The organism is Nocardioides humi, from assembly GCF_006494775.1.
Taxonomy (GTDB): domain Bacteria; phylum Actinomycetota; class Actinomycetes; order Propionibacteriales; family Nocardioidaceae; genus Nocardioides; species Nocardioides humi.
Window position 1 is genome coordinate 2,637,038 of record NZ_CP041146.1, and the last position, 25,921, is coordinate 2,662,958.

The window sequence follows — 25,921 nt, forward strand, 5'->3', positions numbered from 1 at the left end:
GGGTCACTTCCTCACGAGGTCGGGCAGCAGATGCTTGCGGAGCTTGCCGTTGGCGCCGCGGGGCAGCTCGGCGACGACCTGGTACCGGCGCGGCACCTTGTAGCGTGCGAGCCGGTCATGGAGGAAGGGCGCGAGCTGGCCGGCGACGTCGCCGCCGTGCAGCGACGAGCCGGGCGCGGCCTGGATCACGGCGCACGAGAGCTCGCCCCACTCGGGGTCGGGCAGCCCGACCACGCCGGCGTCCTGGATGTCGGGGTGCTCCAGCAGCGCGGCCTCGACCTCGGCGGGGTAGATGTTGACGCCGCCGCTGACGATGACCTCGGCGGAGCGGCCGAGCAGGTACAGGTAGCCGTCCTCGTCCAGGTGGCCGAGGTCCCCGACGGTCACGAAGTCGCCGACGCGGCCGGACCGGGTCTTGGCGTCGTCGCCGCGGTACTCGAACGCGTGGGCGCCCATCCGGAGGTAGACCGCGCCGTCGGTGCCGGTGGGGACCTCCGCACCGTCCTCGTCGAGGATCCGGACCTCGGCGCCGGGCTGCGGGCGCCCCACGCTGCCGGGCCGCTCCAGCCACTCGGCGCTGGAGATGGCGGTGCCGGCGGCCTCGGTCGCGCCGTAGTACTCCCACACGACCGGCCCGAACCACGCGATGATCGCGCGCTTCACCGACGCGGGACAGGGCCCGGCGCCGTGCACCAGGTTGCGCATGCTGCCGACGTCGTACGCCGCCCGGGTCTCCTCGGGCAGGCGCAGCAGCCGGTGCAGTTGGGTCGGCACCATGTGCGTCGTCGTGACCCGGTGCTCCTGGATCAGCCGGAGCACCTGCTCCGCGTCGAAGCGGCTCGTCAGCACCACGGCGTGGCCGTAGTGCAGGGAGGTGACCGCGAGCCCGCTCACCGCGGTGTGGCTCAGCGGCGAGGTCACCAGGTGCACGCCGTCGTCGAGCGGGGTGATGCCGAACATGCCGAGCTGCCAGGCGGCGCCCGCGGCGAACACGTCGTCCGGGTCGCCCTCGGGCAGCCGGCGCAGCACGCCCTTGGGGCGGCCCGTCGTACCGGAGGTGTAGCCCAGGTAGGAGCCCGGGGAGCGGTCCTCGACCGGTCCCGCGGGCACGCCCGCGATCGCGGCGGTGAGGTCGCGGAAGCCCTCGGCGACGCCGAACGCGAGGCGTCGCTCGGCCGGCAGGCCGACCGCGTCGGCCGCGGCGCGCACCGTGTCGGCGTACGGGAGCGAGCAGAGCACGGCCACCGGGGCGGCGTCCTCGACGATATGGCCCACCTCGGTGGTGGTCAGCGCGGTGTTGACCGGGACGTAGTAGGCGCCGACCTGCTGGCAGGCGAGCACCAGCGCGATCGCCCACGACTCGTTGGCGACCACGCCCACGACGCGGTCGCCGCGCTCCAGGCCCAGCGCGCGCAGCAGGCGGGCGGTGGCGTTCGCCCGGGCCAGGAGCTCACCGCGGGTGACGGCGGTGCCGTCCGGCTCCACCACGGCGCAGGCCTGCGGAGCGGCCGCGGCGAGCCGCCAGAAGCCCAGCTCGCTCATCCGCGCCGCTCCTCGGTCACCCGGGCCAGCAGCTCGCGCGCGAGGTCGCGGCGCAGCGCCGTCGTGGTGCCGTACGACGCGGCGAGGCCCATCACGCGCTTGAGCCAGAGGTGCAGGTGGTACTCCCAGGTGAACCCGATCCCGCCGTGCAGCTGGAGCGCGTCGACATTGGCCCGGGCGGCCGCGTCGCCGGCGTAGGCCTTGGCGGCGGCCGCACGGCGCGACCCGTCCGGCTCGTCGACCGCGTCGAACGCGGAGAGCGCCGCTGCGGTGGCCATGTCGACCAGGACGGCCAGGTCGGCCGCCTTGTGCTTGACGGCCTGGAAGGAGCCGACCGGGCGGCCGAACTGCTCGCGGACGGCGACGTACTCGACGGTGAGCTCGAGCAGCCGCTGGGAGGCGCCCGCGAGCAGGCAGGCGGCGCCGGCGAGGGCGAGGGACCGCGTCCGGGCGACGACGGCGCCGTCGTGGCCCATGAGCGCGCCCTCGCCGACGGGCGTGACCCGCGCCAGGGGGCGCAGGGGATCGAGCGCGGCGACCGGGGCGACCTCGGTCTCCTCGCGGGCGAACGCACGGATCGAGCCGTCGGCAGCCAGGTCGAGGACGAGGTCGGCGTCGACGGCGTACGGGACGAGCGGCGTCAGGTCCTCGAGGCGGACGACGGCGATCGCCTCGCCGGCGGCGATCCGCGGCAGCCAGGTGTCGGCGACCGGCCCCGGCAGCGCGCCGAGCACGGACACGGCGAGCACCGCCGTCTCCAGGTAGGGCTCGGGCACCGCGTGCCGGCCGAGGCTGTGCAGCACGCCCGACAGGTGGGCGGGGGTGAGTCCGGCGCCGCCGTGCTCCTCGGCGACGAGCGCGGAGACCAGGCCGGTCTCCGCCAGTCGGCCCCAGAGTCCGGGGGTGTGGGCGGTGCCGTCGTCGATCCGGGCGCGGAGGAAGTCGAGGTCGCAGTGCCGGCCGAGCAGGTCGTCGGTGAGCTCGACCAGCTCGCGGCGGTCCTGGTCGAGGGTGTCGGGGACGGTCATCGGCGCGGCTCCGTCGGCAGGCCCAGCACGCGCTCGCTGATGATGTTGCGCTGGATCTCGTTGGTGCCGCCGAAGATCATGGCGGCGCGGGCGTACCAGTAGCGGTGGTGCCACCGGGACCACGCGCGCAGCGTGGCGGGGTCGGCGTCCGGCAGCGAGCCCGGGTCGCCGACGACGGCTCCGTCGCCCTCGAGCAGGCGGATGCCGGTGTCGAAGATGTCGTGCTGCATCTGGGTCCAGAAGACCTTGTTGATGCTGGCGGTGCTGTCGAGCTCGCCGCCGGCCTCGGCCCGGGCCGCGAGGCGATAGACGTTGGCCCGGTAGACCTCGGTCTGCACCAGGACCCGGCCCAGCTCGTCGAGCGCGTGCGTGTCGTCGGCGAGTCCACGGGCGCTCACCAGCCCGGCCAGGTCCGCGACGTCGTTGGAGAACTTGGCGTGGTCGCCGAAGACCGCGCCGCGCTCGAAGCCGAGGGTCGACATCGCGACCGCCCAGCCCCGGTCGATCTCGCCGACGACGTTCTCGACAGGGACCCGGACGTCGGTGAAGAAGACCTCCGCGAAGCCGCGGGTGCCGTCGACCATCGCCAGCGGCCGCACCTCGACGCCGGGCGAGCGCAGGTCGATGCACAGGAAGGTGATGCCGTCGTGCTTGCGCCTGCGGCCCGCCTCGGGATCGGTACGCACCAGCGCGAAGATCCAGTCGGCGAAGCCGCCCATCGAGGTCCAGATCTTCTGGCCGTTGACGACGAAGTGGTCGCCGTCGCGCTCGGCGCGGGTGCGCAGCGAGGCGAGGTCGGAGCCGGAGCCGGGCTCGCTGAAGCCCTGGCACCAGATGGTGCGGCACGCCAGCAGGTCAGGGATCCAGCGGGCGCACTGCTCGGGCGTGCCGTACTGCATCAGCACCGGGCCGAGCAGGTAGAGGCCGCCCATGTTGATCCGCTCCGGGGCACCGGCGCGGTAGTACTCCTCGGCGAAGGCGATCGACCGGCGCAGGCCGGCGTCGCGCCCGCCGTACTCGGTGGGCCAGTCGACGGCGGCGTACCCGCCCTCGAAGAGCCGGCCCTCCCAGGCGCGGTGCAGGTCGAAGCCCTCCCGCTCGGTCCACGGCGGCAGTGGCTCGGCGGGGACGTTCTCGGCGAGCCAGGCGCGGACCTCTGCGCGGAACTCCTCGACGTCCCCCTCGGTGACGGGCGCGGTCATGCGGCGAGTCCCAGCGCGGCGGAGACGGCCTGCATGGTCTCGGCGTAGTCGTGCGCCTCCATCCGCAGCGAGATGTTGACCCCGTCGGCTCCGAGCTCGAGATAGCGCTCGACGACGGCGGGCAGTGCGTCCATCTCGCCCGTGAAGCGGAGGCCGGCGATGACGTGCTGGCCGGACCGGTCGCGGCCGGCCTCCTCGAGCTGCGCGCAGTACGTCGCGTGGTGGTCCGCGAACTGGGAGGGAGTGAGGTTCCAGGGGTACCACCCGGTCGCGACCCCGGCGGCGCGGCGCAGCGCGGCGGGCGAGTGGCCGCCGACCAGCACCCGGGGCATCGGCGCCGGGTCCTCCGGGAAGATGCCGTCGGGGTCGTCCCACAGCCGGGTCAGCTCGGCGATCCCCTCGCCGCAGCGGCGACCGCGGGTCGTGAACTCGGTCTGGCAGGCGGCGAACTCCTCGGCCGACCAGCCGACGCCGACACCGAGGTCGACCCGGCCGTCGGTGAGGGCGGCGGCCGTCATCAGGTCGCGGGCGAGCAGCCGCGGGTTGCGCAGCGGCAGCAGCATCACCGAGCTCCCGATCCGCAGCCGGGTGGTGGCCGCGCAGACCTCGGCCGCGGCCTGGAGCACGTCGAGCAGGCCCTGGTCGGCGGCCGCCTCCACGCGTGCCCTGCCGTCGACGGTCTTGTTGTGCCGCTCGACCTTCTCGGGGTCGGCGGCGGACGGCGCCTCGGGGTAGGGGTACTCCGAGGTGTACTCGTCGAAGAACACGATGTGCTCCGGCAGCCAGATGCCGGTGAACCCCAGCTCCTCGGCCGTCCTCCCGAACTGTGCCATGAAGGCGGGATCCCGCTCGGCGCTGCCATCGAACAGGTCGACCAGACCGATCTCCACCGAGGCTCCTCTCGTGGTCGTGCGTTGTCGTTGGACGCGTTGGCGCCGAGGCTCAGCCGAACGCCGCGATGGCGGCGATCTCCTCGTCCGTCGGCAGGTGGTCCAGGTCGGCGACCAGCTCGTCGACCCGGACCGGCAGGTCGGCGACCGCCTCCCGCGCGGCGGGCAGGTCGGCCACGGGGACGCACCAGGTGCGTCGTACGCCGTCGGCATCGTCGCCCAGGACCTTGACGAGCACGTCGACCGAGGCGACCAGGTCGTCGCGGCCGGCCTGCCAGGCGAGCCACCCGGCCGGGGCGCCGTGCGCGGCGGTGTACCGGTCCAGGACGTCGCTCGTCGTGGCCCGCAGGTGCGTGGCCGGCACCCGGTCGCCCACCGGCTTGGGGAGCGCGATGGCCCCGGCGAACGACACGTGCTCGCCGGCGTACGACGCGCGCTGCTGGGTCCACAGGGCGCACATGGCGCCGAGGTTGTCCAGGGCTCGGCCGACGTGGTCGTCGACGTCCCGGAACGGGTCGGCCAGGACGGCGGGCGGGGCGGCGAGGTCGAGCCCCAGCTCCAGCCGCCCGCCGCCGAACCAGTCGATGCTGGCGATCTGCTTGGCGCGGACCGCCGCGCTGTGGAGGGAGAGGAGGTCTCCGGACAGGCCGAGCCGGATCCGGCCGGTCGCCCGGGCCACGCGCTGCAGGCCCAGGTTGGGGTCGTGCGCCCGGTCCGCGGCGGCCTCGCGGTCGCCGCCGGCCCACCAGGAGGCGAGCCCCGCCTGTTCGGCGGCTGCGCCGGCCCGCGCGATCGCGGTGCCCAGCGACTCCCCTCCGGTCGTCCGGAAGCTGCAGGCGATTCCCAGGTCCATCGACGTCCTCTCCCTCACGTGGCCGTCGTCAGCCGGCCCACTCCACGAGCGTGCCGTCCTCGCCCCACTCCAGGTAGGAGCCCGGCGCGTTCAGGCTGGCCTGGCCGTCCTTGTAGACGAGCTCGCCGTAGACGGTGTCCTGCGACGTGATCCCCTCGAGGGCCTTGGCCACCTTGGCGGGATCCTTGTCACCGGCCTCCTTGATGGCCTCGGCGAGCAGCCACATGGCGGTGTAGCCCTGGGCGCCGTACATGTCGGGGTCCTTGCCGTACTCCTTGTTGTAGGCCTCGGTGAACGCCGTGGCGAGCTCGTTGTCGGTGAAGCCGGCCTGGAAGGGCACGGCGAACAGCGAGCCGGCGAGGCCGCCGCCCGAGGACTCGAACAGCTCGGCGCTGTCGACGCCGTAGCTGGTCAGGATCCGCTTGTCGTAGTCGCGCTCGCGCAGCGACTTCGCGAGCAGGGCGGCGGGGGTGCCGAGCATGCTGGCGACGACGGCGTCGGGGTCCAGCGACTGGATCTCCGTCGCGGCCTGGGTGTAGTTGGTGTCGGCCGACCCGGTGTTGATGGTCTTCACGACGTCCACGCCGTTGCGCTCGAGCGCGGCCTTCCAGACCTCGGCGTCGCCGACCATGCCGTCGTTGTCCGAGGTGACCACGAGCACGACGGTCTTGATGCCCTCGGCCGGGACCACGGTGTCGACGAACTGGTCGTAGATGCCGCCCGAGTCGGCCGGCAGCACGACGGGCCGGTAGACGTACGGCGGCTCGGCGAGGCCGGCGAGGATCGCGGAGGTCACGATCGCCGGGACCTTGCTCTGCTTGATCATCGGGGCGAGCGCGCCGGCCTCGGAGGAGAGCCCGCAGCACAGCACGCCGGACGCGCCGTCCGCGGCGTACTGCTTGTACAGCGCGATGGCCTGGGCCGGGTCGCCCTTGATGTCGTCGATCTTGAGCTTGATCGTCTTCCCGTCGCCGAGATAGCCGCTGTCGTTGATCTCCTCGACGGCGAGCTCGGCGCCTTCGGTGATCGGCACGCCGGCGAAGGCGGCCGGACCGGAGGTGAGGGCGGGGAAGCCGACGAGGTACTCGGTGTCGCCTCCCTCAGCGGAGGAACTGCATCCCGAGAGGGCGACCACTGCCGCCGTGGTGATGGCCGCGGCGACGGTACGGAGCCGGCGCCGGTGGGTGATGAGTCGAGACACGTGCGTCCCTTTCTTGCGGGCGGTTCAAGCAAATGCTTGATTAATGTGAAGCAAGTGCTTGATCTTAAGCACAGTGACGCCGGTCACGCAATGGCACGAGGTCGCATTTCCGGACGTATTTCGGGGCGGGCTCAGGCGCGGTCGGCCCGACTGGCGGCCGGGCTGGCCAGCGCGAACCGGCCGCGGTCGATGACCGCGTCGCCGCCGGCGGTCAGCACCTGGAAGAGCCCCTCGTCGCCGGCCTCCCGCCACACGACCAGGCGCAGCGCGTCGCCGGGCAGCACGGGCCGGGTGAAGCGGCCCGCCATGGACCGCAGCGCGCTCGCGTCGCCGCCGGCGAGCCGGTTGATCAGCAGCCGCGCGGCGTACCCGTAGCTGCACATGCCGTGCAGGATCGGGCGCTCGAAGCCGCCACGTGCCGCGAACGCGGGGTCGGCGTGCAGCGGGTTGCGGTCGCCGGTCAGCCGGTACAGCAGGGCCTGGTCCGGCCGGCTGGCGAAGCCGACCTCGAGGTCCGGGGTCCGCTCCGGTGCCGTCCAGGTGGGACTGGGGCCACGCTCGCCGCCGAAGCCCCCGGCCCCGCCGAAGAAGGCGCCCAGGCGGCTGCGCATGAGGCGACGACCGGTCGCCGCGTCGACCAGCTCCGACTCGGTCCACATGACCGCGTGCGGATCCTTGTCCCAGATCTCCGTCACGGTCGTGACGACGTGCGCCTCGCCGGCGGCAGGGAGCGGCCCGTCCACCTCGAACTCCTGCTCGGCATGGACCGCCCGGGTCGGGTCGAAGTCGCCGACGTCCGGCAGTCCGTGGACCAGGCCGAGGACCACCCCGAACGTCGGGATGACCTGCTGGGTCACGCCCCCGCTGTTCTCCGTGGTGAAGGCGAGCTCGGCGAGCGGGTCGTCCTGGCCGGCACCGATGGCCAGGGCGTAGAGCAGCGAGTCCTTGTCGGTCCAGCGCACGGCGTGCGGTCCGGTGACCGTGCCGACGCGGGTCGGGTCGAGGGGCATCAGGTTCCTCCTGGGACGTCGGGGTGGGTGGGCACTGTGAGGGATCAGGCGGAGAGGCGGGTGCGGGGCCCGGCCTTGAGCACCCGGGACGGCAGCTCGCGGCCGACGAGGCGCTGCGCGAGCTCCGCGACGTCGAGGAGTCGCTCCAGGTCGACGCCGGTCTCGACGCCGAGCTCCTCGAGCAGGTACACCGCCTCCTCGGTCGCGATGTTCCCGCTCGCGCCCGGCGCGTAGGGGCAGCCCCCGAGGCCGCCGACGCTGGCGTCGAACTGCCACACCCCCATCTCCAGGCCGGCGACGAGGTTCGCCATGCCGGTCCCCCGGGTGTCGTGCAGGTGGAGGGCGAGCGGCGCCTCGGCGTCCAGGTCGCGGAGCCGGCCGACGAGTCGCCGGACCCGGGGCGGCGAGCCCATGCCCGTGGTGTCGCCGAAGCAGATGCTGTCCGCGCCGTCGCGACGCGCCCGGGCGGCGTACGACGCCACGACGCCCTCCGCGACCTCCCCCTCGTAGGGGCAGCCGAACGCCGTCGCGACGATCACCTGGCACTGGGCGCCGGCCAGGTGGGCCAGGTCGATGACCTCGGCGATGGCGTCGAGGGACTCCTCCGGCGTGCGGTTGACATTGCGCAGGTTGTGGGTGGTGGACGCCGACACGACGACCTCGATGCCGCGGAAACCGGCGTCGAGCGCGCGGCGGGCACCGACCAGGTTGGGGACGAGCGCCGAGTACCGCACGCCCGGGCGTCGCTGCACCGCGGACCACACCTCCGCGGCGTCGGCCATCTGCGGGATGGCGCGCGGGTGCACATAGGACACGGTCTCGATCTCGGTCAGCCCGGTCGTCCCGAGGGCATCGACGAGCTCGACCTTGCCCGCCGTGGCGACGGGCGGCTCGTTCTGCAGGCCGTCGCGGGGACCGACCTCGCGCAGCACGACGCGGGCGGGGACGTCGCTCATCAGAAGCCCCGCTCCGCCGCCACCAGGGCGCGGTGGGCGGTCGGCGTCCCGTAGAGGGCGCGGGTGGCCGTCACCCGCCGGAAGTGGTGCGAGATCTCGTGCTCCCAGGTGAAGCCGATGCCGCCGTGGACCTGCACCGCCTCGCGCAGCACGAACATCGCCGCATCCCCCGCCCTGGCCTTGGCCGCGGAGGCGGCGAACCGCCAGTCGTCGGACTCCTCGGCCGCCGCGGCCACAGCCGCCAGCACGGCGCTGGTCGCGGTCTCGAGCTCGGCGTACATGTCGACGAGCTTGTGCTTGATGCTCTGGAAGGACGCGACCGGCCGGCCGAACTGATGGCGGTCGACCGCGTAGTCGCGCGCGAGCCGGAACGCACGGTCCGCCGCGGCGAGGGCGTCCACCGCGGTGAGGACGGCGCCGACCAGCCAGGCGTCGCGCACCGCCGCGGAGACCTGCGGCCCCGAGGACACCGTGGTCGCGCGCGCCCCGTCGAGGTCGAGGACGGCCAGTCCGCGACCGGGGTCGACCGCCTCCATCGCGGTGACCCGGACGCCCGGCGCGGCGGCATCCACGAGCACCACCTCGACGGCGCCCTCGGCACGGACGGCCGTGACCAGGAAGGCGTCGGCGTGGGTCCCGCTGTCCACGAAGGTCTTGCGCCCGCTGACCGCGAGCGTGGCGCCGTCGCCGTCGAGGGCGGCGGCCGCGTCCAGGGCGGCGCCGGCGCCGTCCTCGTGCAGGGCGGGTACGACGACCCGGCCCTCCTCGGCCAGCGCGCGACGCAGGCCGGTCGCGTCGGCGGGGTCGATCCGCCGCAGCAGGGTCACGGCGACGCCCGACGCGGCCACGAGCGGACCCGACCAGCCGCAGCGCGACGTCTCGGCCACCGCGGCGGCCAGCTCGGTGAGCGTGGCCCCCTGGCCGCCGTGCTCGTCCTCGACGAGGAGGCCGGCCGCCCCGACCTCCTCGACCAGGCCGGCCCACAGCTCGGGCAGCTCGGCACCGCCCAGGCGACTGACCTCGACCGGGCTGCGCTGGTCCAGGAACCGCGCGAACACCGGCGACAGCTCGGCACTGAGAACCAGACCTGCCATGACCCTCTCCTCCCGCTCGCGATGTAGAGCAAGCGCTTGCTATTCAATGCCGACGAGGAAGCGCCGGCGGGCGGCGCCCCTCGTCAGGTCGTGCGGATCCCGTCGAGCAGGATCGCGGTCTGCACCTCGATGACCCGGTCGATGCCGACCCGGCCGCGCGGGTTGAACCAGCGGATGACCGCCTGGATCGCGCCCATGATGGTCCGGTAGATCATCCGGGCGTCGATGTCGCCGCGGATGGCCCCGGCGTCGATGCCCTGCTGGATGGTCTCCAGCCACACCTTCTCCACCTGGTGCTGGCGCTCGACGATGCCCTTCATCGGGCCGACGTAGTGCCAGTCGTTCTGCAGGATCGTGACGTGCTGCCGGTTCTCGACCAGTCCGCGCAGGGCGCGCGCCACGAGCTGCTCCAGCGCGTCGACGGGGCCCTCCGCCTCGGAGACGGCCACGTCGTACCCCCGGATCATGGCGTCGAGGTACTCCACGAGCACCTCCTCGACCATCGCCTCCTTGGAGTCGAAGTAGTAGTAGAGGCTCCCCGAGAGCATGTCGGCCTCGTCGGCGATGTCACGCACGGTCGCGGCGGAGAAGCCCTTCTCCGAGAACACCTTGGCCGCGGCCCGCATGATCAGCTCCTTGCGGGCCACGCCCGTGGGAGAGCCGGTCGAGCGGCGACGGGTAGTACTCACGCTGCGCTACCTTTCTGCAACCGGTCCACGTGCTCGGACACCTTAACGGAAGGCGTCCCCGGCGACCGTCTCACGCGCGGACGGCCCACGCCGGCCCGGCTCACGGTCGGCGGTCGGAGACGATGGTGACCGCGCTGACGAGATCGCCCGGGCTGCCGCCCTGGTTCTGCACCAGGCCGAACCGCGGGTCCGCGACCTGACGGTCGCCGGCCTCGCCCCGGAACTGCAGCCACATCTCGTAGATCATCCGCAGCCCGCTCGCGCCGATGGGGTGCCCGAAGCTCTTCAGGCCGCCGTCGATGTTGACCGGGAGCGCCCCGTCGCGGTCGTAGCGGCCGTCGAGGACGTCCTGCCACGCCTTGCCGCGCTCCGAGAAGCCGAGCTCCTCCATCAGGACCAGCTCGGTCGGGGTGAAGCAGTCGTGCACCTCGGCCAGCGAGATCTGGGTGGCCGGGTCGGTGATCCCGGCCTGGGCGTACGCCGTGCGCGCCGACGTCGCCGCCTCGGCGAGGTCCGAGTAGTCGTAGTCGCTGTCGTTGCGCCCGGTGCCCGAGCCGGCGTCGAGCGCCAGCGCGTGCACGTAGAGCGGCGTGTCGGTGTACTTCAGCGCGTCCTCGGCGCGGACGATCACGGCCGCGGCCGCGCCGTCGGCGACGCCGGAGCAGTCGAAGACGCTGAGCCGGCCCGCGAGCGTGGGGGCGGCCGCGATGGTCTCCTTCGGCACCTCCTTGCGGAACTGCGCACGCGGGTTCCGGGCACCGTTGCTGTGGTTCTTCCAGGCGATGTGCGTCATCGCCTCCTTGATCTGCTCCTCCGGCACGCCGTAGCGGCGCGCGTAGGCGGGCACGATCATCGAGTACATCGCGGGCGCGCTGAGCACCGGCGGGGTGCCGTCGTTGGGCACGCTGGGCATCTCGAGTCCGGAGTAGCCCGCGTCCTTGAGCTTCTCGCCGCCGACCGCCATGACGACGTCGTAGGCGCCGGACGAGACGGCGTAGCAGGCGTTGCGGAAGGCCTCGGAGCCCGTGGCGCACATGTTCTCGACCCGGGTGACGGGCTTGTGCGCGATATTGAGCGGCCGGGTGAGGGTCAGGCCGGAGACGCCGGAGATCATCGAGCCGAGCCAGAACGCGTCGACATCGCCCACGCCGAGCCCGCCGGCCGACCCGAGGGCCCCGTGGGTCGCCTCGACGAGAAGGTCGTCGACATTGCGGTCCCAGTGCTCGCCGAAGCTCGTGCAGGCCATGCCGACCACGGCGACCGGCGTCGTCAGGGCGTGAGATCCCATCAGTCCTCCTCCTCGAGGTGCGGGCGCACCTTCCACACGTAGTTCCTGACCCCGTTGCCGGCGACGCTGGCCAGCCGGAAGGCCGGAGTCACCCGGTCGCCGATCGCGATCTCGCGACCGACGGCGTCGGTCATCTCGCACTCGAAGCGGCCGCCGCCGTCGAAGTCGACGGCGACGACGCGCGCCGGCAGCTGGACGGACTCCGAGAGCCAGTCGTCGGTGAACGTGGCGATCCGTCCGGGCACGTCGACCATCGAGACCGGCTCGAAGCCCTCCGTGGCCGAGCAGCGCAGGCAGACCCGGCGCGGCGGCAGGTTGCGGTACCCGCAGGAGCCGCACTGCGCGGCCACGAAGCCGAACTTCCAGGCGGCAGTACGGCGGGACGCAGGCGGCACGGGCGGCTTGACGTCGGGGCGCCGGGCGGGCTCGCGCGGCAGCAGACCGCGCCAGTTGAGGAAGTCGCCGTAGGACACCGGCTGTCCGGGGGCCGCGTCCGCGAGGCCGCTGCGGCGGCCGGTCGCGTGCTTCTCGGTGACCCTGAAGACGAAGGCGTCGGCACCGTCGGTCGCCGACACCGCCAGGACCAGGTCGCCGGGAGAGGCGGCGTCCAGCGCGAGCGCCAGGCCGACGGCGAGATCGGCCGCTCCCGCGTAGCCGAGACCGGCCGTGTCGACGGCGGCGAGCTGCGCCGCCTCGAACCCGCGCCGGGCGGTGGCGCGGGCCCGGGAGTGCGGGGTGCTGATGACGACGTGGTCGACCTGCTCGCGCTTGAGCTCGCACCGGCCGAGGACGTCGTCGACGACCCGCTCGACGAGGGGGACGTACTCCTCGACACCGAAGCGCTCCTCCCAGGTCCGGGTGCGGACGTCGCCGGGGATCCGCCACCGGTCCAGGAACTCGCTCGTCAGCGAGGCCGTGCCGACCAGCTCGGCGACCGGGTCGGGACCGACGACGAGGGCGGCCGCGGCGTCGGCGCCGTCGGCCTCGTCCGCGGAGCCGGGCAGCCCGTAGCGGACATCGCTCGCGACGACCACGGACGTCCCGGCGGACAGGCCCGCGCGCAGGGCGCCGGCGCCACCGCGCAGCGCGCCGGACACGTCGTACGCGGCGATCTCGGCCGGCAGCCCCGACGCGGCGGCGACGGTCGCGGCGTTGGACTTCTCCAGGTAGGCGGGGCGGGTCGTGGCGAACCACAGGCTGTCGGCACCGCCGGTCCCGCGCAGTGCGGCCCGGGCCGCCTCCACGCCCATGGTGGTGGCGTCCTCGTCGTACGACGCGACGGGGCGCTCCCCCTTGCCCCGCCCCCCGATGACACGCGCCACGTCGGCGCGGTCCAGGCGCGGCACGGGCAGGTACACGGCATATGACTCGATGCCGGCCACGGCACCTCCTTCTGCCCCGTCTCCGGAGACACTTTCAATCAAGCACTTGCTTTGATAGTTTAGGGACGCCGCCCCACCGACGCAACCGTGCGTCGCGCCGAGGAGCCCGATCGGAGGACGATGTCGACCGTGAGTGAGCAGGATCTCCGGCAGCGCGCCACCGACGTGATCGGCGCCTTCGCCCCCCGCCGGGCCGACGCCGGGAACGCCTGGGGCGAGGGCGAGGACCGGGTCTCGGTCGTCGCCGAGCGCTCCGAGGGCGAGGCCGAGGAGATCGCCGAGCTGCGGCGCTACCGGGCCCACCTCGACGCCCACGGGCTCGCCTGGGTCGAGGGCCCGGCGGCGTACGGCGGCGCGGGCCTGACCACGCGGCACGCGGACGTCCTGCGCGAGGTCGAGGCGGAGCACGACCTCCCCGACGACGCCTATCTCCGCTTCAGCGCCTCCACCCTGTGCCCGACCCTGCTCGAGCACGGCACCGACGAGCAGCGCGCCCGCCTGCTCCGGCGCCTGCGCACGGCCGAGATCATCGCCTGCCAGCTCTACAGCGAGCCCGGCGCCGGCTCCGACCTCGCCGGGCTGTCCACCCGCGCCGAGCGCGACGGCGAGGGCTGGCGGCTCAACGGCCAGAAGGTGTGGAGCTCGGGCGCGCACTACAGCGACCTCGGCCTCTGCATCGCGCGCACCGATGCCGACAAGCCCAAGCACGCCGGCCTGACGACCTTCCTGGTCGACCTGCGCGCGCCGGGCGTCGAGATCCGGCCGATCCGCCAGCTGACCGGCGGGGCGTCGTTCGACGAGGTGTTCCTCACCGACGTCCACGTCCCCGACAGCGCCCGGGTCGGCGAGGTCGACGGCGGCTGGAGCGTCGTGGTGACCTCGCTCCTCAACGAGCGCTCCGCCATCGGCCGGGAGGTCGGGGTCGACGCGGCCCTCGTCGACCGGCTCGTCGACCTCGCGCGCCACGTGCAGCAGCCGGTCGACGACCGCACCCGCGACCAGCTCGCCGACGTGGTGGTGCGGGCCTGGGCCGCGCAGCTGACCACGGCCCGCTTCCTCGACGGGGGCGGGACCCCCGGTCCCGAGCTGGCGATGACCAAGCTGCTGACGACGGACCTGCTGCGCCAGATGAGCGACGTCGCCGCCGACGTGCTCGGCGCCGGGCACGTCGCCGACACCGGGGCGTGGGGCACCTACGCCTGGTCCGAGCTCACCCTCGGACTGCCCGGCCTCCGCGTCGGCGGAGGCACCGACGAGATCCTCAAGAACGCCGTCGGCGAACGGGTCCTCCACCTACCGAAGGACGCACGATGAAGATCGACATGGGCATGATCGGCTCCTCCGCCGCCGGCTGCGGACCGATCGCGGCGGACGCCGAGAGCCAGGGCTTCGACGGCGTCTGGGCGAGCGAGAGCGTCACCGACGCCTTCCTCCAGTCCCAGGCCGCGCTGCTCACCACCGAGCGGCTCTCCGTCGGCACGGCGATCGCCGTGGCCTTCGCCCGCAACCCGATGTCGGTCGCCTATCTCTCCTGGGACCTCGCCGCCATGTCCGGCGGGCGCTTCGTGCTCGGTCTGGGGAGCCAGATCCAGGCCCACATCGAGCGCCGCTTCTCCATGGAGTGGAGCCCGCCGGTGGACCGGATGCGCGACTTCCTCCTGGCCCTCGACGCCATCTTCGCCTCCTGGCGCGACGGCACCCGCCTCGACTACCGCGGCGAGCACTACCAGCACACCCTGATGACGCCGGTGTTCACGCCGCACCACCACACGCACCGGATCCCCACGATGATCGCCGCTGTCGGCGCCAGGATGACCGAGCTCGGCGGGGAGCTGTGCGACGGCCTGCTGCTGCACGGCATGACCACGACGGCGTACCTCGACCAGGTGACGCTGCCCGCCGTCGACCGCGGTCTCGCCGCCTCCGGTCGCGAGCGCGACGCCCTCGAGCTCTACGTGCCGCTCTTCCTGGTCATGGGCGACACCGAGGAGGAGATCGCCGACGTCGCGCGGCGCACCCGGGAGCAGATCGCGTTCTACGCCTCGACCCCCGCCTACGCGAAGGTCCTGGAGAGCGTCGGCTACGAGAACCTCCAGCCCGAGCTGCAGACCCTGTCCCGCGAGGGCAAGTGGGCCGAGATGGGCGACCTGATCGACGAGCGGCTCCTCGGCGAGATCGCGCTGGTCGGCACGCCCGAGGAGATGCCCGGCCTGTGCAAGCAGCGGTTCGGAGGCCGCGTCGACCGGGTGTCGTCGTACTTCGGGTGGCCCACCGGGGACCCCGACCGGCTGCGCTCCATCCTCGCCGCCTTCGCCGACGACCCCGTCCCTGCGACCAGCGCCGCGGGCGCCTGAGGTGGACCGATGAGAAGCCCTATGTCAAGCCGCTTTGTTCTGTTGGGTGATGACGCGTTGGAGTGCGCGGTGGGTTTCGGGGTTGTAGGCGAGGTTGTCTTGCCAGCAGTGCCAGATGATGTGGAGCCAGGCTCGGGCGAGGATGCGTACGGCGTGGGCGTGGTCGTGGCCTCGTGCCCTGGCGCGGTTGTAGTAGTCGGCGGCCCAGGGGTTGGCGTGTCTGCTGTCGGCGGCGAAGTCGACCACGGCGTCGCGGAGTTGTTTGTCGCAGGACCAGCGGAACCCGACGGCTCGGTGTTTGCCGGACTGGCGGGTCGAGGGTGCGGCGCCGGCCAGGCAGGTCAGCGATTCGGGGGTGGGGAATCTGGCTCGGCAGTCGCCGATCTCGGCCAGGAGGCGTGCGGCGCGGACGCGTCCGGCTTTGGGGAGGCTGGTGAAGATGTGCGCGTCGGTGTGTGCGTCGAGCTGCCGGTCGATCTGGGTCGAGAGGATCTTGATCTGCTCGACCAGAGTCAGCAGCAGCGTCACGTAGCTCGCGGTGATCGCAGCCTGGGTGGTGGCGTGGATGCCGGTGGCGCCCCTGGGCGCGTCCAGGAGCCGGGCGTGCAGCACGGCAGGGTCGGTGCGTCCGGAGTAGCCCTGTTTGGTCAGCCAGCCGCCGAGGCGTTGGGGGGTGAGCCAGTCGGCGCGGTCTTGGGTGTCGAACCGGGTCAGGAACGTCAAGGAGATCTCGGAGTCGATGTCGCGGAAGAGGCCGATGGCGCCTGGGAAGACGTTGCGCAGGTGGGCACGGAGCTGGTTGGCGACCGCGACGCGGTGTTTGACGAGGTCTTTGCGGGCACGGCAGGCGCGTCGCAGCGCGACCGTGTCGTCGCGGTCGGGGATCAGTGGGCGCAGTCGGGTCCGGTCGGTGCGCAGGGTGTCGGCCAGGACGTAGGCGTCGAAACGGTCGTCCTTGTTGCCGGCCGATCCGTAGCGGCCGCGCAGGTTCTTGACCTGGTTCGGGGAGATCACCACCACGCTCAGCCCGGCGGCCAGCAGTGTGTCGATGACGGGTCCGTCGGGTCGTTCGATCGCGACCTCGTCGACGCCGTGACGGCGCAGGAAGCCGACCAGTTCACGCAGGCCGCTTGCGGTGTGCTCGACCGTCGTGGTGGCGACCTTGCGGCCGCGTCCGTTGACGATGCAGGCGGCGTGGTCGTCACGGGCCCAGTCGATGCCCGCGGTCACGTCGTTGGGCGCGGTCTCGGGCAGGGTCACAGAACGTTGGCTACTCATGGATTCGGTCGGGGTTTTGCTGGCAGACTTCACGTCAGCCTCCTCGCTGCTCCAATCAGTGGGGAGGCACCCATTTCTTCGGGTGTCGCGATATCTCACGGTGCCGGGACGTGTCTGCCGGTTCGCTCACTGATCGGCGCTCGCGACCACGCTGATGCTCAGCAGCGGTCTTGGCGCACAGCCCTATCGACGGTCCACACGTCCCGGGCAACCACCAGATCCTGCAGATCTCATCGTGGACGTCCTTGGCGTCAAGCGAGCAGGGCAGTGACCTGGCGGCACCCGGGGTGCATCACCGCCTCATCTGGAAGCGATGACGTCAGGAAGGTAGTCCAGTGAGCCGACTGACCGCCGAGGACCTGGTCGCCCGCGCCGAGATCAGCGACACGCTGCACGCCTACAGCCGCGGCGTCGACCGGTGCGACATCGACCTGCTGGCCGACCTGTTCACCGAGGACGCGACGTTCGACTACGGCCACGGCAACGTCACCGCCGGGCGCGAGCGCCTGCGCGGCCTGTTCGAGGCGGCGACCGGCCGCTACACGGCGACCAGCCACCACGTCTCGACGGTCAGCTTCCTGCAGGTGGGCGACGGCACCGCGCAGACCATCGCCTACGTGTACGCCTTCCACGACAACGCCGACCAGGGCCTCCACCTGCACGTGTGGGGCTGCTACGAGGACGAGCTCGTCGACGAGGGCGACCGCTGGCGGATCCGGGCCCGCAAGGTCCGGGTCGCCGGCACCAAGACGACGGACTCGGAGCAGATCCCCGAGCGGTTCCAGCGCTACGACCGTGCCGGACGCTAGGGACCTTCCCACGCCTCAGCAGGTTCGCCGGGCGCTTGCGCGCGCCGAGCGGGGTGCGGTGTTGGACGTGGCCGAGGCGACGGCGTTGCTGGCCGCGTCGGGTGAGTCGTTGGACCGGTTGTGTGCGGCCGCGGCGCGGGTGCGTGACGCGGGCCTGGTCGCGGCCGGGCGGGTGGTGGATGGCCGGGGTGTGGTGACCTATTCGCCGAAGGTGTTCATCCCCATCACCCGGTTGTGTCGGGACCGGTGTCATTACTGCACGTTCGTGGAAACCCCTACCCAGGCCGCACGCGAGGGGCGGGCGCCGTACCTGTCGCCGGACGAGATCCTCGACATCGCCCGCCAGGGCGCCGAGCTGGGCTGTCTGGAGGCCTTGTTCACGTTGGGCGACCGGCCCGAGGACCGCTGGCCGCAGGCGCGGGCGTGGCTGGACGAGCAGGGCTACGACTCCACCCTGGCCTATGTCCGCGCGATGGCGATCCGGGTGCTGGAGGAGACCGGGCTGCTGCCCCACCTCAACCCCGGGGTGATGTCGTGGGAGGAGCTGAACCGGCTCAAACCGGTCTCGGCCTCGATGGGGATGATGCTGGAGACCACCTCCACCCGGCTCTGGGAGACGAAGGGCCTGGCGCACTACGGGTCCCCGGACAAGGACCCCGCGGTGCGGCTGCGGACCCTGGAGGACGCCGGCCGGCACTCCATCCCGTTCACCACCGGGCTGCTGGTCGGGATCGGCGAGAGCCTCACCGAGCGCGCGGAGACCATCTTCGCGCTCCGGAAGGTCTCGCGGGCCTACGGGTCGGTCCAAGAGGTGATCGTGCAGAACTTCCGCGCCAAGCCCGACACCGCCATGCGCCACGTCGACGACCTGGACCTCGCGCAGTATCGGGCCGCGATCGCGGTCACCCGCCTCGTCCTCGGCCCCAAGGCCCGGATCCAGGCACCCCCCAACCTCGTGGACCACTCCGAGGGCGCAGCCGAATGCCGGGCCCTGCTCGACGCCGGCGTCGACGACTGGGGCGGCGTCTCCCCGCTGACCCCGGACCACGTCAACCCCGAACGCCCCTGGCCCTCACTCGACCGGCTCCGCTCCATCAGCGAACAATGCGGGTTCGAGCTGCGCGCCCGGCTGACCGTGCACCCCGAGTACGTCCTCGGATCGCTCCAACGCGGCGAGGCCTGGATCGACCCCCGCCTGCACGCCCACGTCCGTGCACTGGCCGGGCTGGACGGACCGATGGCCGGGCTCGCCATCCCCGAGGTCCGGCCCACCGGGCTGCCCTGGCAGGAACCGGACGGCGGCTTCGAGTCCGGTCACAGCTGGGGTCGGACCGACCTGCACACCGCGGTCGACGACGAGGGACCAGGCGGGGGACGCACCGAGGACCGCCGCAGCGACTTCGGCTCCGTGTACGGCGACTGGGCGGCCGTCGGCGAGGCGGCTGCCGTCACGGGCGCTCCGGCGGTGCTGCACGCCGAGGGCCGCGACGCGCTCCGGGCGGCCGAGCACGACCCCGGGAACCTCTCCGACGAGCACGCGCTGAGGTTGATGACCGCCGACGGCGACCTACTCCGCCAAGTGGTCCGCCTGGCCGACGACCTGCGCCGCGAGACCGTCGGCGACCAGGTCACCTACGTCGTCAACCGCAACATCAACTTCACCAACGTCTGCTACGTCGGCTGCCGCTTCTGCGCGTTCGCGCAACGCAAGACCGATGCGGATGCCTACACCCTGTCCTACACCGAGGTCGCCGACCGCGCCCACGAGGCCTGGGAGCTGGGCGCCACCGAGGTCTGCATGCAAGGCGGCATCGACCCCGAACTCCCCGCGACCGCGTACTTCGACATCACCGCCGCCGTCAAACAACGCGTCCCCGACATCCACGTCCACGCCTTCTCCCCCATGGAGATCGTCAACGGCACCGCCCGCACCGGCCTGTCGATCGAGGACTTCCTCATCAAAGCCCGCGAAGCCGGGCTCGGATCCCTGCCCGGCACCGCCGCGGAGATCCTCGACGACGAAGTCCGCTGGGTCCTCACCAAAGGCAAGCTCCCCGCCCGCACCTGGATCGAGATCATCACCACCGCCCACCGCCTCGGCATCCCCACCACGTCCACGATGATGTACGGCCACGTCGACAACCCCCGCCACTGGGTCGCACACCTGGGCGTCCTCAAACACGTCCAGGACACCGCACGCGAGAACGGCTCGAGCGGGTTCACCGAGTTCGTGCCGCTGCCGTTCGTGCACACCTCCGCACCCATCTACCTCGCCGGCGTCGCCCGCCCCGGCCCCACCCACCGCGACAACCTCGCCGTCCACGCCCTCGCCCGGATCCTGCTCCACGGGCGGATCGACAACATCCAGACCAGCTGGGTCAAACTCGGCATCCACGGCACCCAAGCCATGCTGCAGGCCGGCGCCAACGACCTCGGCGGCACCCTCATGGAAGAAACCATCTCCCGCATGGCCGGCTCCCAGCACGGCTCGGCCAAGACCGTCGCCGAGCTCACCGACATCGGCAACGCCATCAACCGACCCGTCCGCGAACGCACCACCCTCTACGGCGAGCCGCCGGTCCGACCGCTCAGCGGCTGAGCAGGCCGCCGTCCAGCATCGCGAGGTACTGGTCGGCGAGGGAGCCGTGCTGGAGACGGCCGCGCGGGTTGTACCAGCGCACGGTGGACCAGACGCCGTCGCGGATGAAGCGGTACGTCGTCGTCGGGTCGAGCTCGGGACGGAAGTCGCCGGACTCCGCGCCGGCGCGGAGGACGTCGAGCCAGATCCGCTCGACCTCGCGGCTGGCCTTGGTGACGAAGGCGAACTCGGGGGTGCTGCCGAGGAAGTTGGCCTCGTTCTGGTAGAGCGCGACGGCGTGGGGGGTGCGGTGGATGATCTCGAAGGAGCTGCGCACGAGGCCGTCGAGCGCCGTACGCGGGCTGTCGGCCCCTCCGCGATGGACCGGAACTCCCGGAGCAGGCTGCCCATGAACTCCTGCAGGATCTCGGTCAGCATCTCGTCCTTGGACGAGAAGTGGTGGTAGAGGCTGCCCGAGAGGATGCCCGCCTCGTCGGCGATGTCGCGGACCGTGGTCTGGGTGTAGCCGCGGGAGGCGAACATCTCGGCGGCGATGGCGAGCAGCTGGGCGCGCCGGGCCGACCCGGTGGCGTTGCCGCGCTTGCGCGCCGCGCCCGCGTCGCCCTTCGTGGTGGTGGCCATGCCTCGGTCCTCTCCCGCTGTCGGGCCTACGATACCTAACAAGCACTTGGTTCGTAGAGCGACGATCGGAAGGCGCCCGATGACATCCACCACCATGCCGGCCCTGCTGGAGCAGGCGGCGGCGACCCACGGGCAGCACCCGGCGATCGTCGACGGGCCCACCATCATCACCTACGCCGGGCTGCGCGACGCCGTCGTGGCCGCCGCGCGCGGCTACCGGGCGCTCGGGGTCGAGCCGGGCGACCGGGTGGCGATCTGGGCGCCCAACCGGGTGGAGTACGTCATCGCGCTGCTCGGCGCCCAGCAGATCGGCGCGTCCGTCGTACCCCTCAACACGAGGTACCGCGGACACGAGGCCAGGGTCGTGCTCGAGCGCTCGCGCGCGGTGGTGCTGGTGGTGGCGAACGGCTTCCTCGGCACCGACTACGTGGCGCTGCTGCGCGAGGCGGCCCCCGCGGACGAGCTGCCGCACCTGCGCGAGATCGTCGACCTGGACAGCGGCTGGGCGGACTTCCTCGCCGGAGGTGAGCAGGTACCCGTCGCCGAGGTCGAGCGGCTGGCCGCGGAGGTCACGCCCGACACGGTCGCCGACATCCTCTTCACCTCCGGCACGACGGGAGTCCCGAAGGGCGTGATGAGCTCGCACGCCCAGACGATCGGGGTCGCCGAGGTGTGGGCGGAGGGGGCGGGGCTGAGCGAGGCCGACCGGTACGCGATCGTGAACCCGTTCTTCCACAGCTTCGGCTACAAGGCCGGTGCGATCGCCTCGCTGACCGCCGGTACGACGATCCACCCGGTGCTGACCTTCGACCCCGAGGGCCTGATGCGGCTCATCCAGGACGCCGGGATCACCGTGCTGCCGGGCGCGCCCACGATCTTCACGACCCTGATCAACCACCCGCGGCGCACCGAGTTCGACCTGTCCTCGCTGCGCTTCTCGATCGCGGGCGCGGCGACCGTGCCGGAGACGCTGTTCGAGCAGATGCAGGACGTGCTCGGGTTCGACGAGGTCGCCCAGGCCTACGGACTGACGGAGTGCGTCGTCGCCACCCGTTCGCGCGCGAACGAGGACCCCCGCCACATCGCCGAGACCACCGGCCCCGGGGTCCCGGGGATCGAGGTCCGCGTCGTCGACGAGACGGGCGCGGACCGGCCCGTCGGCGAGGACGGCGAGGTCTGGCTGCGCGGCGCCAACGTCATGCTCGGCTACTTCGAGGACCCCGAGGCCACCGCCGCCGCGATCGACCCCGACGGCTGGCTGCACACCGGCGACGTGGGCCGGCTCGACGAGCACGGCTGCCTGAAGATCACCGACCGGATCAAGGACATGTTCATCGTCGGCGGGTTCAACGTCTACCCGGCCGAGGTCGAGAACGCCCTGGCCGCCCACCCGGCGGTGATGGAGAGCGCCGTGGTCGGCGTACCCGACGAGCGGATGGGCTCGGTGGGCCGGGCCCACGTCGTCCTGCGTCCCGGTACGACGGCGACGGCCGACGAGCTGATCGGCTGGGCGCGCGAGCGGCTCGCGAACTTCAAGGTCCCGCGAGAGGTCGTGTTCGCCACCGAGCTGCCCCGCAACGCCAGCGGCAAGGTGCTCAAGACCGACCTGCGGACCGCCGGGTGAGCGCGGGGCTGGGACTCGCGCTGGTCACCGGCGCGAGCGGCGGCATCGGGCAGGCGGTCGCCCGCCGCCTCGCCGGCGACGGCGCCCGGCTCCTCCTGCTGCACCGTCGTACACCGCCCGACGCCCTGGTCGCCGAGCTCGGCGCCGCGGTGCGGGCCACCGCCGCCTGCGACCTCGCCGACGCCGACGCGGTCGCGGCCCTCGTGGATGCGCTGACGGCCGAGCACGGCGACGTCCGCACGGTCGTGCACGCGGCCGGGCCGCACGTGCCGATGGTGCACCTCTCCCGGGTCTCGCCGCGGCAGTTCGCCGAGCAGGTCGACCAGGACGTGGTGGCGTTCTTCAACCTCGTCCATGCGGTGCTGCCCGCGCTGCGTCGTACCTCCGGCTCGCTGACGGTCGTCACCACCGCCGCCACCAGCCGCTACCCGCTCCGCGACGGGCTCTCGGCCGGACCCAAGGGCGCCGTCGAGGCGCTGGCCCGCGGCCTGGCCGCGGAGGAGGGGCGCTTCGGGGTCCGGGTCAACTGCGTCGGCCCCGGGATGCTGACCGACGGCATGGCCGAGCGGCTGATCGGCTCCGGCGACCTCGACGAGCGCGCGCTCGACGTCGCGCGCGGCAACATCCCCCTGCGGCGGTTCGGCTCGGCGGCCGACATCGCCGAGGCGGTGGGCTTCCTCGCCAGCGACCGAGCCGGGTTCGTCACCGGCCAGAAGCTGGACGTCGACGGCGGCTACGGCATCTGACGACAGGTCGTAGCACATTTTTGAAACAAGGTGCTACATTCGTCTCGTGGCCGTCCGCGAATTCGGCATCAGAGAGCTGAGGAACCACACCTCGAGGGTTCTCGAGGCGGTGCGTGCAGGTGACGTGGTCTACCTGACCAACCGCGGGAGCCGTGTGGCAGAGATCCGCGCGACGCACGATGCGCGACCGATCGAGGCCCTGGTCGCGAAGGCCGCAGCCCTGTCGACCGGCGACACGGGCGCGTTCGAGGAGCTGATCGACTCCAAGCAGGCCGACCTCGAGGCCCAGCAGGCGAAGGACGACGCGTTGTGGGGTTGATGCTCGACACCTCGGCCGTCATCGGCTGGGTCGAGCTGCAGAGCGAGGAGCTGGTGCAGTGGCTGCTCGACGCCGCCGGCGACACCGTGCCCGCGATCCACGCCGCGACGCTGGGCGAGCTCGGACGCGGCGTCCTGGAGGCCCCCGACGAGACGACGAGAACGCGCCGGCGCGCCACGCTGAGATTCGGCGCGGAAGAGCTGACCGTGGTCCCGCTGTCCGCGACCTCCGAGCAGGCGCATCTCTTCGGCGTCGTGAGTGCTGCCGTGAGCCGCAAGGTGTCGCACAACGACTGCTGGATCACGGCGGCCGCGCTGGACGCGGACGACACCGTGGTCACGATGGACGAGCGCCTCGCCGACCAGCTGCGGGCGGCGGTCGAAGGCGACGGGCATCTCGCCGACTGGCTCGCCGAGCGCGAGCGCACGCTGGACGTCAAGTACTGCAGCCGCTGACCCGCCTACGATCGAGCCATGACGGACGACGACGTCTGGCGGACCGACCTGCTCGATCTGGCCGGCTACCTCGACCGCCTCGGCCTGCCCGACCTCGCCGGCCCGCCGACCGCCCCGCCGAGCCGCGCGGCGCTGGACGCTCTGCACGAGGCGCACGTGCGGGCCTTCACCTTCGACAACATCGACGTCCTGCTCGACCAGCACCCCGGCGTCGGCCTGGACGCGCTCAACGAGAAGTTCGTCGGCCGCGGGCGCGGCGGCTACTGCTTCGAGCACGCGACCGTGTTCGCGGCCGCCCTCGACCGCCTCGGGTACGACGTGCGCCGGCATCTCGGCCGGGTCGGGGATCCCGCTGAGGGGACCGTGCAGGGCCGCACCCACATGACGGTCGAGGTGCACCTCGACGGCGAGCGCCTGCTGTGCGACCCGGGCTTCGGGATGAGCCTGGTCCGGCCGGTGGCCCTCGCGGACGGTGCGGAGAGCGACCAGCGCGGCTGGCCGTACCGGGTGGTCCGCACCGCCGACGACGGCTGGGGCCTGCAGCGGCTGCGCGAGCGCGGCTGGGAGCACACCCACACCGTCGACGAGCTGCCCGTGCTGCCGGTCGACGTGGTGATGGGGCACCACTACACGAGCACCTTCCCGACCTCGCACTTCCGCACCGGCCTGATGCTCACCCGCCACCAGGACGGCCGCCACGTCACGGTCACCGGCTCCACGCTGACGGTACGACGACCGGGCGCGCCGACCGAGCACCGCGACCTCGCCGACGGGGAGCTGCGCGACTGGCTGCACGCGCTCGCCGTACCCCTGACGCCGGAGGAGGAGCGGCGCCTGCTCGCACGGTTGGCCGAGCTCGACCGTCCTGCCTCACTAGGATGAGCGCGTGCCGGAGTACCTACGCATCGGTGAGGTCGCCCAGGCCGTCGGCGTCAGTGTCGACACCCTGCGCCGCTGGGAGGCCGAGGGCCGGATCGCGTTCGAGCGCGTGAACAACCAGCGCGTGCTGCGCTCCGACCAGCTGCCCGCACTCACCGCGCGACTGGCCGGGCGCACCACCACCTCCAGCGCCCGGAACCGGCTGGCCGGCGTCGTCGTGTCCGTCGAGCGCGACGGCGTGATGGCGAAGGTCGAGCTGGCCTGCGGCGACTACCGGATCGTCTCGCTGATGAGCCGCGAGGCCGCCGACGACCTCGGCCTCGAGATCGGCAAGCCCGCGACCGCCGTCATCAAGTCCACGACCGTCATCGTCGAGGCCTGACCCGCCCGGCCGACGTCCTAGGGCGCGTCTGACAAATCATGTCCTGCTGCGCGCCGCCCGACACGCACGCTGGCGGCGTTGCCGACGCCCGACAGACGCCCGGTATGCCTTCGCATCGGCGCCTTGCCATCGCACGCGTCGGACGACGCTCGCGACGGACAGCATTTGCCAGACACGCCCCTAGCCGAACCGGGTCCACTGCTCCAGCACGACGAGCGTCTTCGTGCTGGCGACGGCGCCGCCGGAGCGCAGCGAGCTGACGACGCGGCGCAGGTCCTCCACGCCCTCGACCCGGATCCGGACCAGCGCGTCGGGGTCCCCGGCGAGGGTGAGGACCTCCTCGACCTCGGGGATCTGGGCGACGAACTCCATGATCTGCGCGAGGTCGAGGTCGTCGGTGAACTGCAGCTCGGTCATCGCCTCGATGCCGGTGGCGATCCGGCCGTGGTTGATCTGGACGGTGTAGCGCTCGATCACGCCGACCCGCTCCAGTCGCGCGATCCGCCGCTGGACGGGCGCGACGGTGAGCCCGACCGCGGTAGCGATCTCGCGCAGCGGGCGCCGGGCGTTCTCGCGCAGCAGGTCGAGGATCGCGCGGTCGGTGTCGTCGAGGATCGCCTGATCGGTCACGCAACGAAGTCTATGCCGCACTCCCTCTCTGTTGCGCTGGAGCGGCCCCGAGCACGACGACGATTGCGAATCGTCGCCAAACTCGACGAC

The 25,921-nt window shown here is 72.5% G+C and carries 25 protein-coding genes and 1 pseudogene; 10 read left to right on the top strand and 16 right to left on the bottom strand.

Annotated elements, in window-relative coordinates:
* Positions 1–3: 3 nt before the first annotated feature.
* The 12 genes from FIV44_RS12870 to FIV44_RS12925 form a co-directional block, all read right to left on the bottom strand.
* On the bottom strand, positions 4–1,542 hold the full coding sequence (locus tag FIV44_RS12870) for an AMP-binding protein (RefSeq protein WP_141004784.1): 1,539 nt from the start codon (positions 1,540–1,542) through the stop codon (positions 4–6).
* The gene (locus FIV44_RS12875; protein ID WP_141004785.1) at positions 1,539–2,570 is read right to left on the bottom strand and encodes an acyl-CoA dehydrogenase family protein; all 1,032 of its coding nucleotides are present in this window, start codon (positions 2,568–2,570) and stop codon (positions 1,539–1,541) included. The genes FIV44_RS12870 and FIV44_RS12875 overlap by 4 nt, the downstream gene beginning before the upstream one ends.
* Positions 2,567–3,772: an acyl-CoA dehydrogenase family protein gene (locus FIV44_RS12880; protein ID WP_141004786.1), complete on the bottom strand. Its 1,206-nt coding sequence runs from the start codon at positions 3,770–3,772 to the stop codon at positions 2,567–2,569. The genes FIV44_RS12875 and FIV44_RS12880 overlap by 4 nt, the downstream gene beginning before the upstream one ends.
* Positions 3,769–4,662: an LLM class flavin-dependent oxidoreductase gene (locus FIV44_RS12885; RefSeq protein ID WP_181411147.1), complete on the bottom strand. Its 894-nt coding sequence runs from the start codon at positions 4,660–4,662 to the stop codon at positions 3,769–3,771. The genes FIV44_RS12880 and FIV44_RS12885 overlap by 4 nt, the downstream gene beginning before the upstream one ends.
* A gap of 52 nt (positions 4,663–4,714) precedes the next feature.
* Positions 4,715–5,515: an LLM class flavin-dependent oxidoreductase gene (locus tag FIV44_RS12890; protein WP_141004788.1), complete on the bottom strand. Its 801-nt coding sequence runs from the start codon at positions 5,513–5,515 to the stop codon at positions 4,715–4,717.
* Positions 5,516–5,543: 28 nt separating this feature from the next.
* The gene (locus FIV44_RS12895) at positions 5,544–6,716 is read right to left on the bottom strand and encodes an ABC transporter substrate-binding protein (RefSeq protein WP_141004789.1); all 1,173 of its coding nucleotides are present in this window, start codon (positions 6,714–6,716) and stop codon (positions 5,544–5,546) included.
* Positions 6,717–6,847: 131 nt separating this feature from the next.
* Complete coding sequence (locus FIV44_RS12900; protein ID WP_141004790.1) at positions 6,848–7,726, bottom strand: MaoC family dehydratase; 879 nt, start codon at positions 7,724–7,726, stop codon at positions 6,848–6,850.
* A 44-nt stretch (positions 7,727–7,770) separates the two neighbouring features.
* Positions 7,771–8,682: a hydroxymethylglutaryl-CoA lyase gene (locus tag FIV44_RS12905; RefSeq protein ID WP_141004791.1), complete on the bottom strand. Its 912-nt coding sequence runs from the start codon at positions 8,680–8,682 to the stop codon at positions 7,771–7,773.
* Entirely contained in the window at positions 8,682–9,776 is a 1,095-nt protein-coding gene (locus tag FIV44_RS12910) for an acyl-CoA dehydrogenase family protein (RefSeq protein ID WP_141004792.1), read from the bottom strand. The genes FIV44_RS12905 and FIV44_RS12910 overlap by 1 nt, the downstream gene beginning before the upstream one ends.
* Positions 9,777–9,859: 83 nt before the next feature.
* Positions 9,860–10,465, bottom strand: a complete 606-nt coding sequence (locus FIV44_RS12915) for a TetR/AcrR family transcriptional regulator (RefSeq protein ID WP_141004793.1) — start codon at positions 10,463–10,465, stop codon at positions 9,860–9,862.
* Between the two features lie 100 nt (positions 10,466–10,565).
* Entirely contained in the window at positions 10,566–11,753 is a 1,188-nt protein-coding gene (locus FIV44_RS12920; protein ID WP_141004794.1) for an acetyl-CoA acetyltransferase, read from the bottom strand.
* Positions 11,753–13,135 carry a hydroxymethylglutaryl-CoA synthase family protein gene (locus tag FIV44_RS12925; protein WP_141004795.1) on the bottom strand — a complete coding sequence of 461 codons (1,383 nt, stop codon included), beginning with the start codon at positions 13,133–13,135 and terminating at the stop codon, positions 11,753–11,755. The genes FIV44_RS12920 and FIV44_RS12925 overlap by 1 nt, the downstream gene beginning before the upstream one ends.
* A 129-nt stretch (positions 13,136–13,264) precedes the next feature.
* Here FIV44_RS12925 and FIV44_RS12930 point away from each other — a divergent pair, with 129 nt between their 5' ends.
* Positions 13,265–14,449, top strand: a complete 1,185-nt coding sequence (locus FIV44_RS12930) for an acyl-CoA dehydrogenase family protein (protein WP_181411148.1) — start codon at positions 13,265–13,267, stop codon at positions 14,447–14,449.
* Positions 14,446–15,489, top strand: a complete 1,044-nt coding sequence (locus FIV44_RS12935; protein WP_141004797.1) for a TIGR03617 family F420-dependent LLM class oxidoreductase — start codon at positions 14,446–14,448, stop codon at positions 15,487–15,489. Before FIV44_RS12930 ends, FIV44_RS12935 begins: the two co-directional genes overlap by 4 nt.
* Before the next feature lie 24 nt (positions 15,490–15,513).
* Here the strand turns inward: FIV44_RS12935 and FIV44_RS12940 are convergent, their stop codons facing one another.
* Positions 15,514–16,749, bottom strand: coding sequence for an IS110 family RNA-guided transposase (locus FIV44_RS12940; RefSeq protein WP_219996110.1), 1,236 nt, complete (start codon positions 16,747–16,749; stop codon positions 15,514–15,516).
* A 353-nt stretch (positions 16,750–17,102) separates the two neighbouring features.
* On the opposite strand from FIV44_RS12940, the gene FIV44_RS12945 reads away from it, so the two are divergent.
* The gene (locus FIV44_RS12945; RefSeq protein ID WP_141004798.1) at positions 17,103–17,576 is read left to right on the top strand and encodes a nuclear transport factor 2 family protein; all 474 of its coding nucleotides are present in this window, start codon (positions 17,103–17,105) and stop codon (positions 17,574–17,576) included.
* On the top strand, positions 17,563–20,175 hold the full coding sequence (locus FIV44_RS12950; protein WP_141004799.1) for a bifunctional FO biosynthesis protein CofGH: 2,613 nt from the start codon (positions 17,563–17,565) through the stop codon (positions 20,173–20,175). The genes FIV44_RS12945 and FIV44_RS12950 overlap by 14 nt, the downstream gene beginning before the upstream one ends.
* Here FIV44_RS12950 and FIV44_RS31345 read toward each other — a convergent pair.
* Together FIV44_RS31345 and FIV44_RS33565 are read right to left on the bottom strand one after the other, a co-directional pair.
* Positions 20,165–20,491: a TetR-type transcription factor C-terminal domain-containing protein gene (locus tag FIV44_RS31345; protein WP_219996430.1), complete on the bottom strand. Its 327-nt coding sequence runs from the start codon at positions 20,489–20,491 to the stop codon at positions 20,165–20,167. The genes FIV44_RS12950 and FIV44_RS31345 overlap by 11 nt on opposite strands.
* Positions 20,492–20,637: 146 nt before the next feature.
* Positions 20,638–20,964, bottom strand: a pseudogene (locus FIV44_RS33565) (TetR/AcrR family transcriptional regulator); the annotation flags it as partial.
* Here FIV44_RS33565 and FIV44_RS12960 point away from each other — a divergent pair.
* The 6 genes from FIV44_RS12960 to FIV44_RS12985 are packed head-to-tail and all read left to right on the top strand — an operon-like array spanning position 20,876 to position 25,201.
* On the top strand, positions 20,876–22,420 hold the full coding sequence (locus FIV44_RS12960) for a FadD3 family acyl-CoA ligase (RefSeq protein ID WP_141004800.1): 1,545 nt from the start codon (positions 20,876–20,878) through the stop codon (positions 22,418–22,420). The pseudogene FIV44_RS33565 and the gene FIV44_RS12960 sit on opposite strands and share 89 nt — an antisense overlap.
* Entirely contained in the window at positions 22,417–23,166 is a 750-nt protein-coding gene (locus tag FIV44_RS12965; protein ID WP_141004801.1) for an SDR family NAD(P)-dependent oxidoreductase, read from the top strand. Before FIV44_RS12960 ends, FIV44_RS12965 begins: the two co-directional genes overlap by 4 nt.
* A 46-nt stretch (positions 23,167–23,212) precedes the next feature.
* Positions 23,213–23,485, top strand: a complete 273-nt coding sequence (locus tag FIV44_RS12970; RefSeq protein WP_181411149.1) for a type II toxin-antitoxin system Phd/YefM family antitoxin — start codon at positions 23,213–23,215, stop codon at positions 23,483–23,485.
* Positions 23,485–23,940, top strand: a complete 456-nt coding sequence (locus tag FIV44_RS12975; RefSeq protein WP_141004803.1) for a type II toxin-antitoxin system VapC family toxin — start codon at positions 23,485–23,487, stop codon at positions 23,938–23,940. Before FIV44_RS12970 ends, FIV44_RS12975 begins: the two co-directional genes overlap by 1 nt.
* A gap of 18 nt (positions 23,941–23,958) precedes the next feature.
* The gene (locus FIV44_RS12980; protein WP_141004804.1) at positions 23,959–24,822 is read left to right on the top strand and encodes an arylamine N-acetyltransferase family protein; all 864 of its coding nucleotides are present in this window, start codon (positions 23,959–23,961) and stop codon (positions 24,820–24,822) included.
* A 4-nt stretch (positions 24,823–24,826) separates the two neighbouring features.
* The gene (locus FIV44_RS12985; RefSeq protein ID WP_141004805.1) at positions 24,827–25,201 is read left to right on the top strand and encodes a TOBE domain-containing protein; all 375 of its coding nucleotides are present in this window, start codon (positions 24,827–24,829) and stop codon (positions 25,199–25,201) included.
* Positions 25,202–25,381: 180 nt separating this feature from the next.
* On the opposite strand, the gene FIV44_RS12990 is transcribed toward FIV44_RS12985, so the two are convergent.
* Positions 25,382–25,831, bottom strand: coding sequence for an Lrp/AsnC family transcriptional regulator (locus tag FIV44_RS12990; protein ID WP_141004806.1), 450 nt, complete (start codon positions 25,829–25,831; stop codon positions 25,382–25,384).
* Positions 25,832–25,921: the final 90 nt, after the last annotated feature.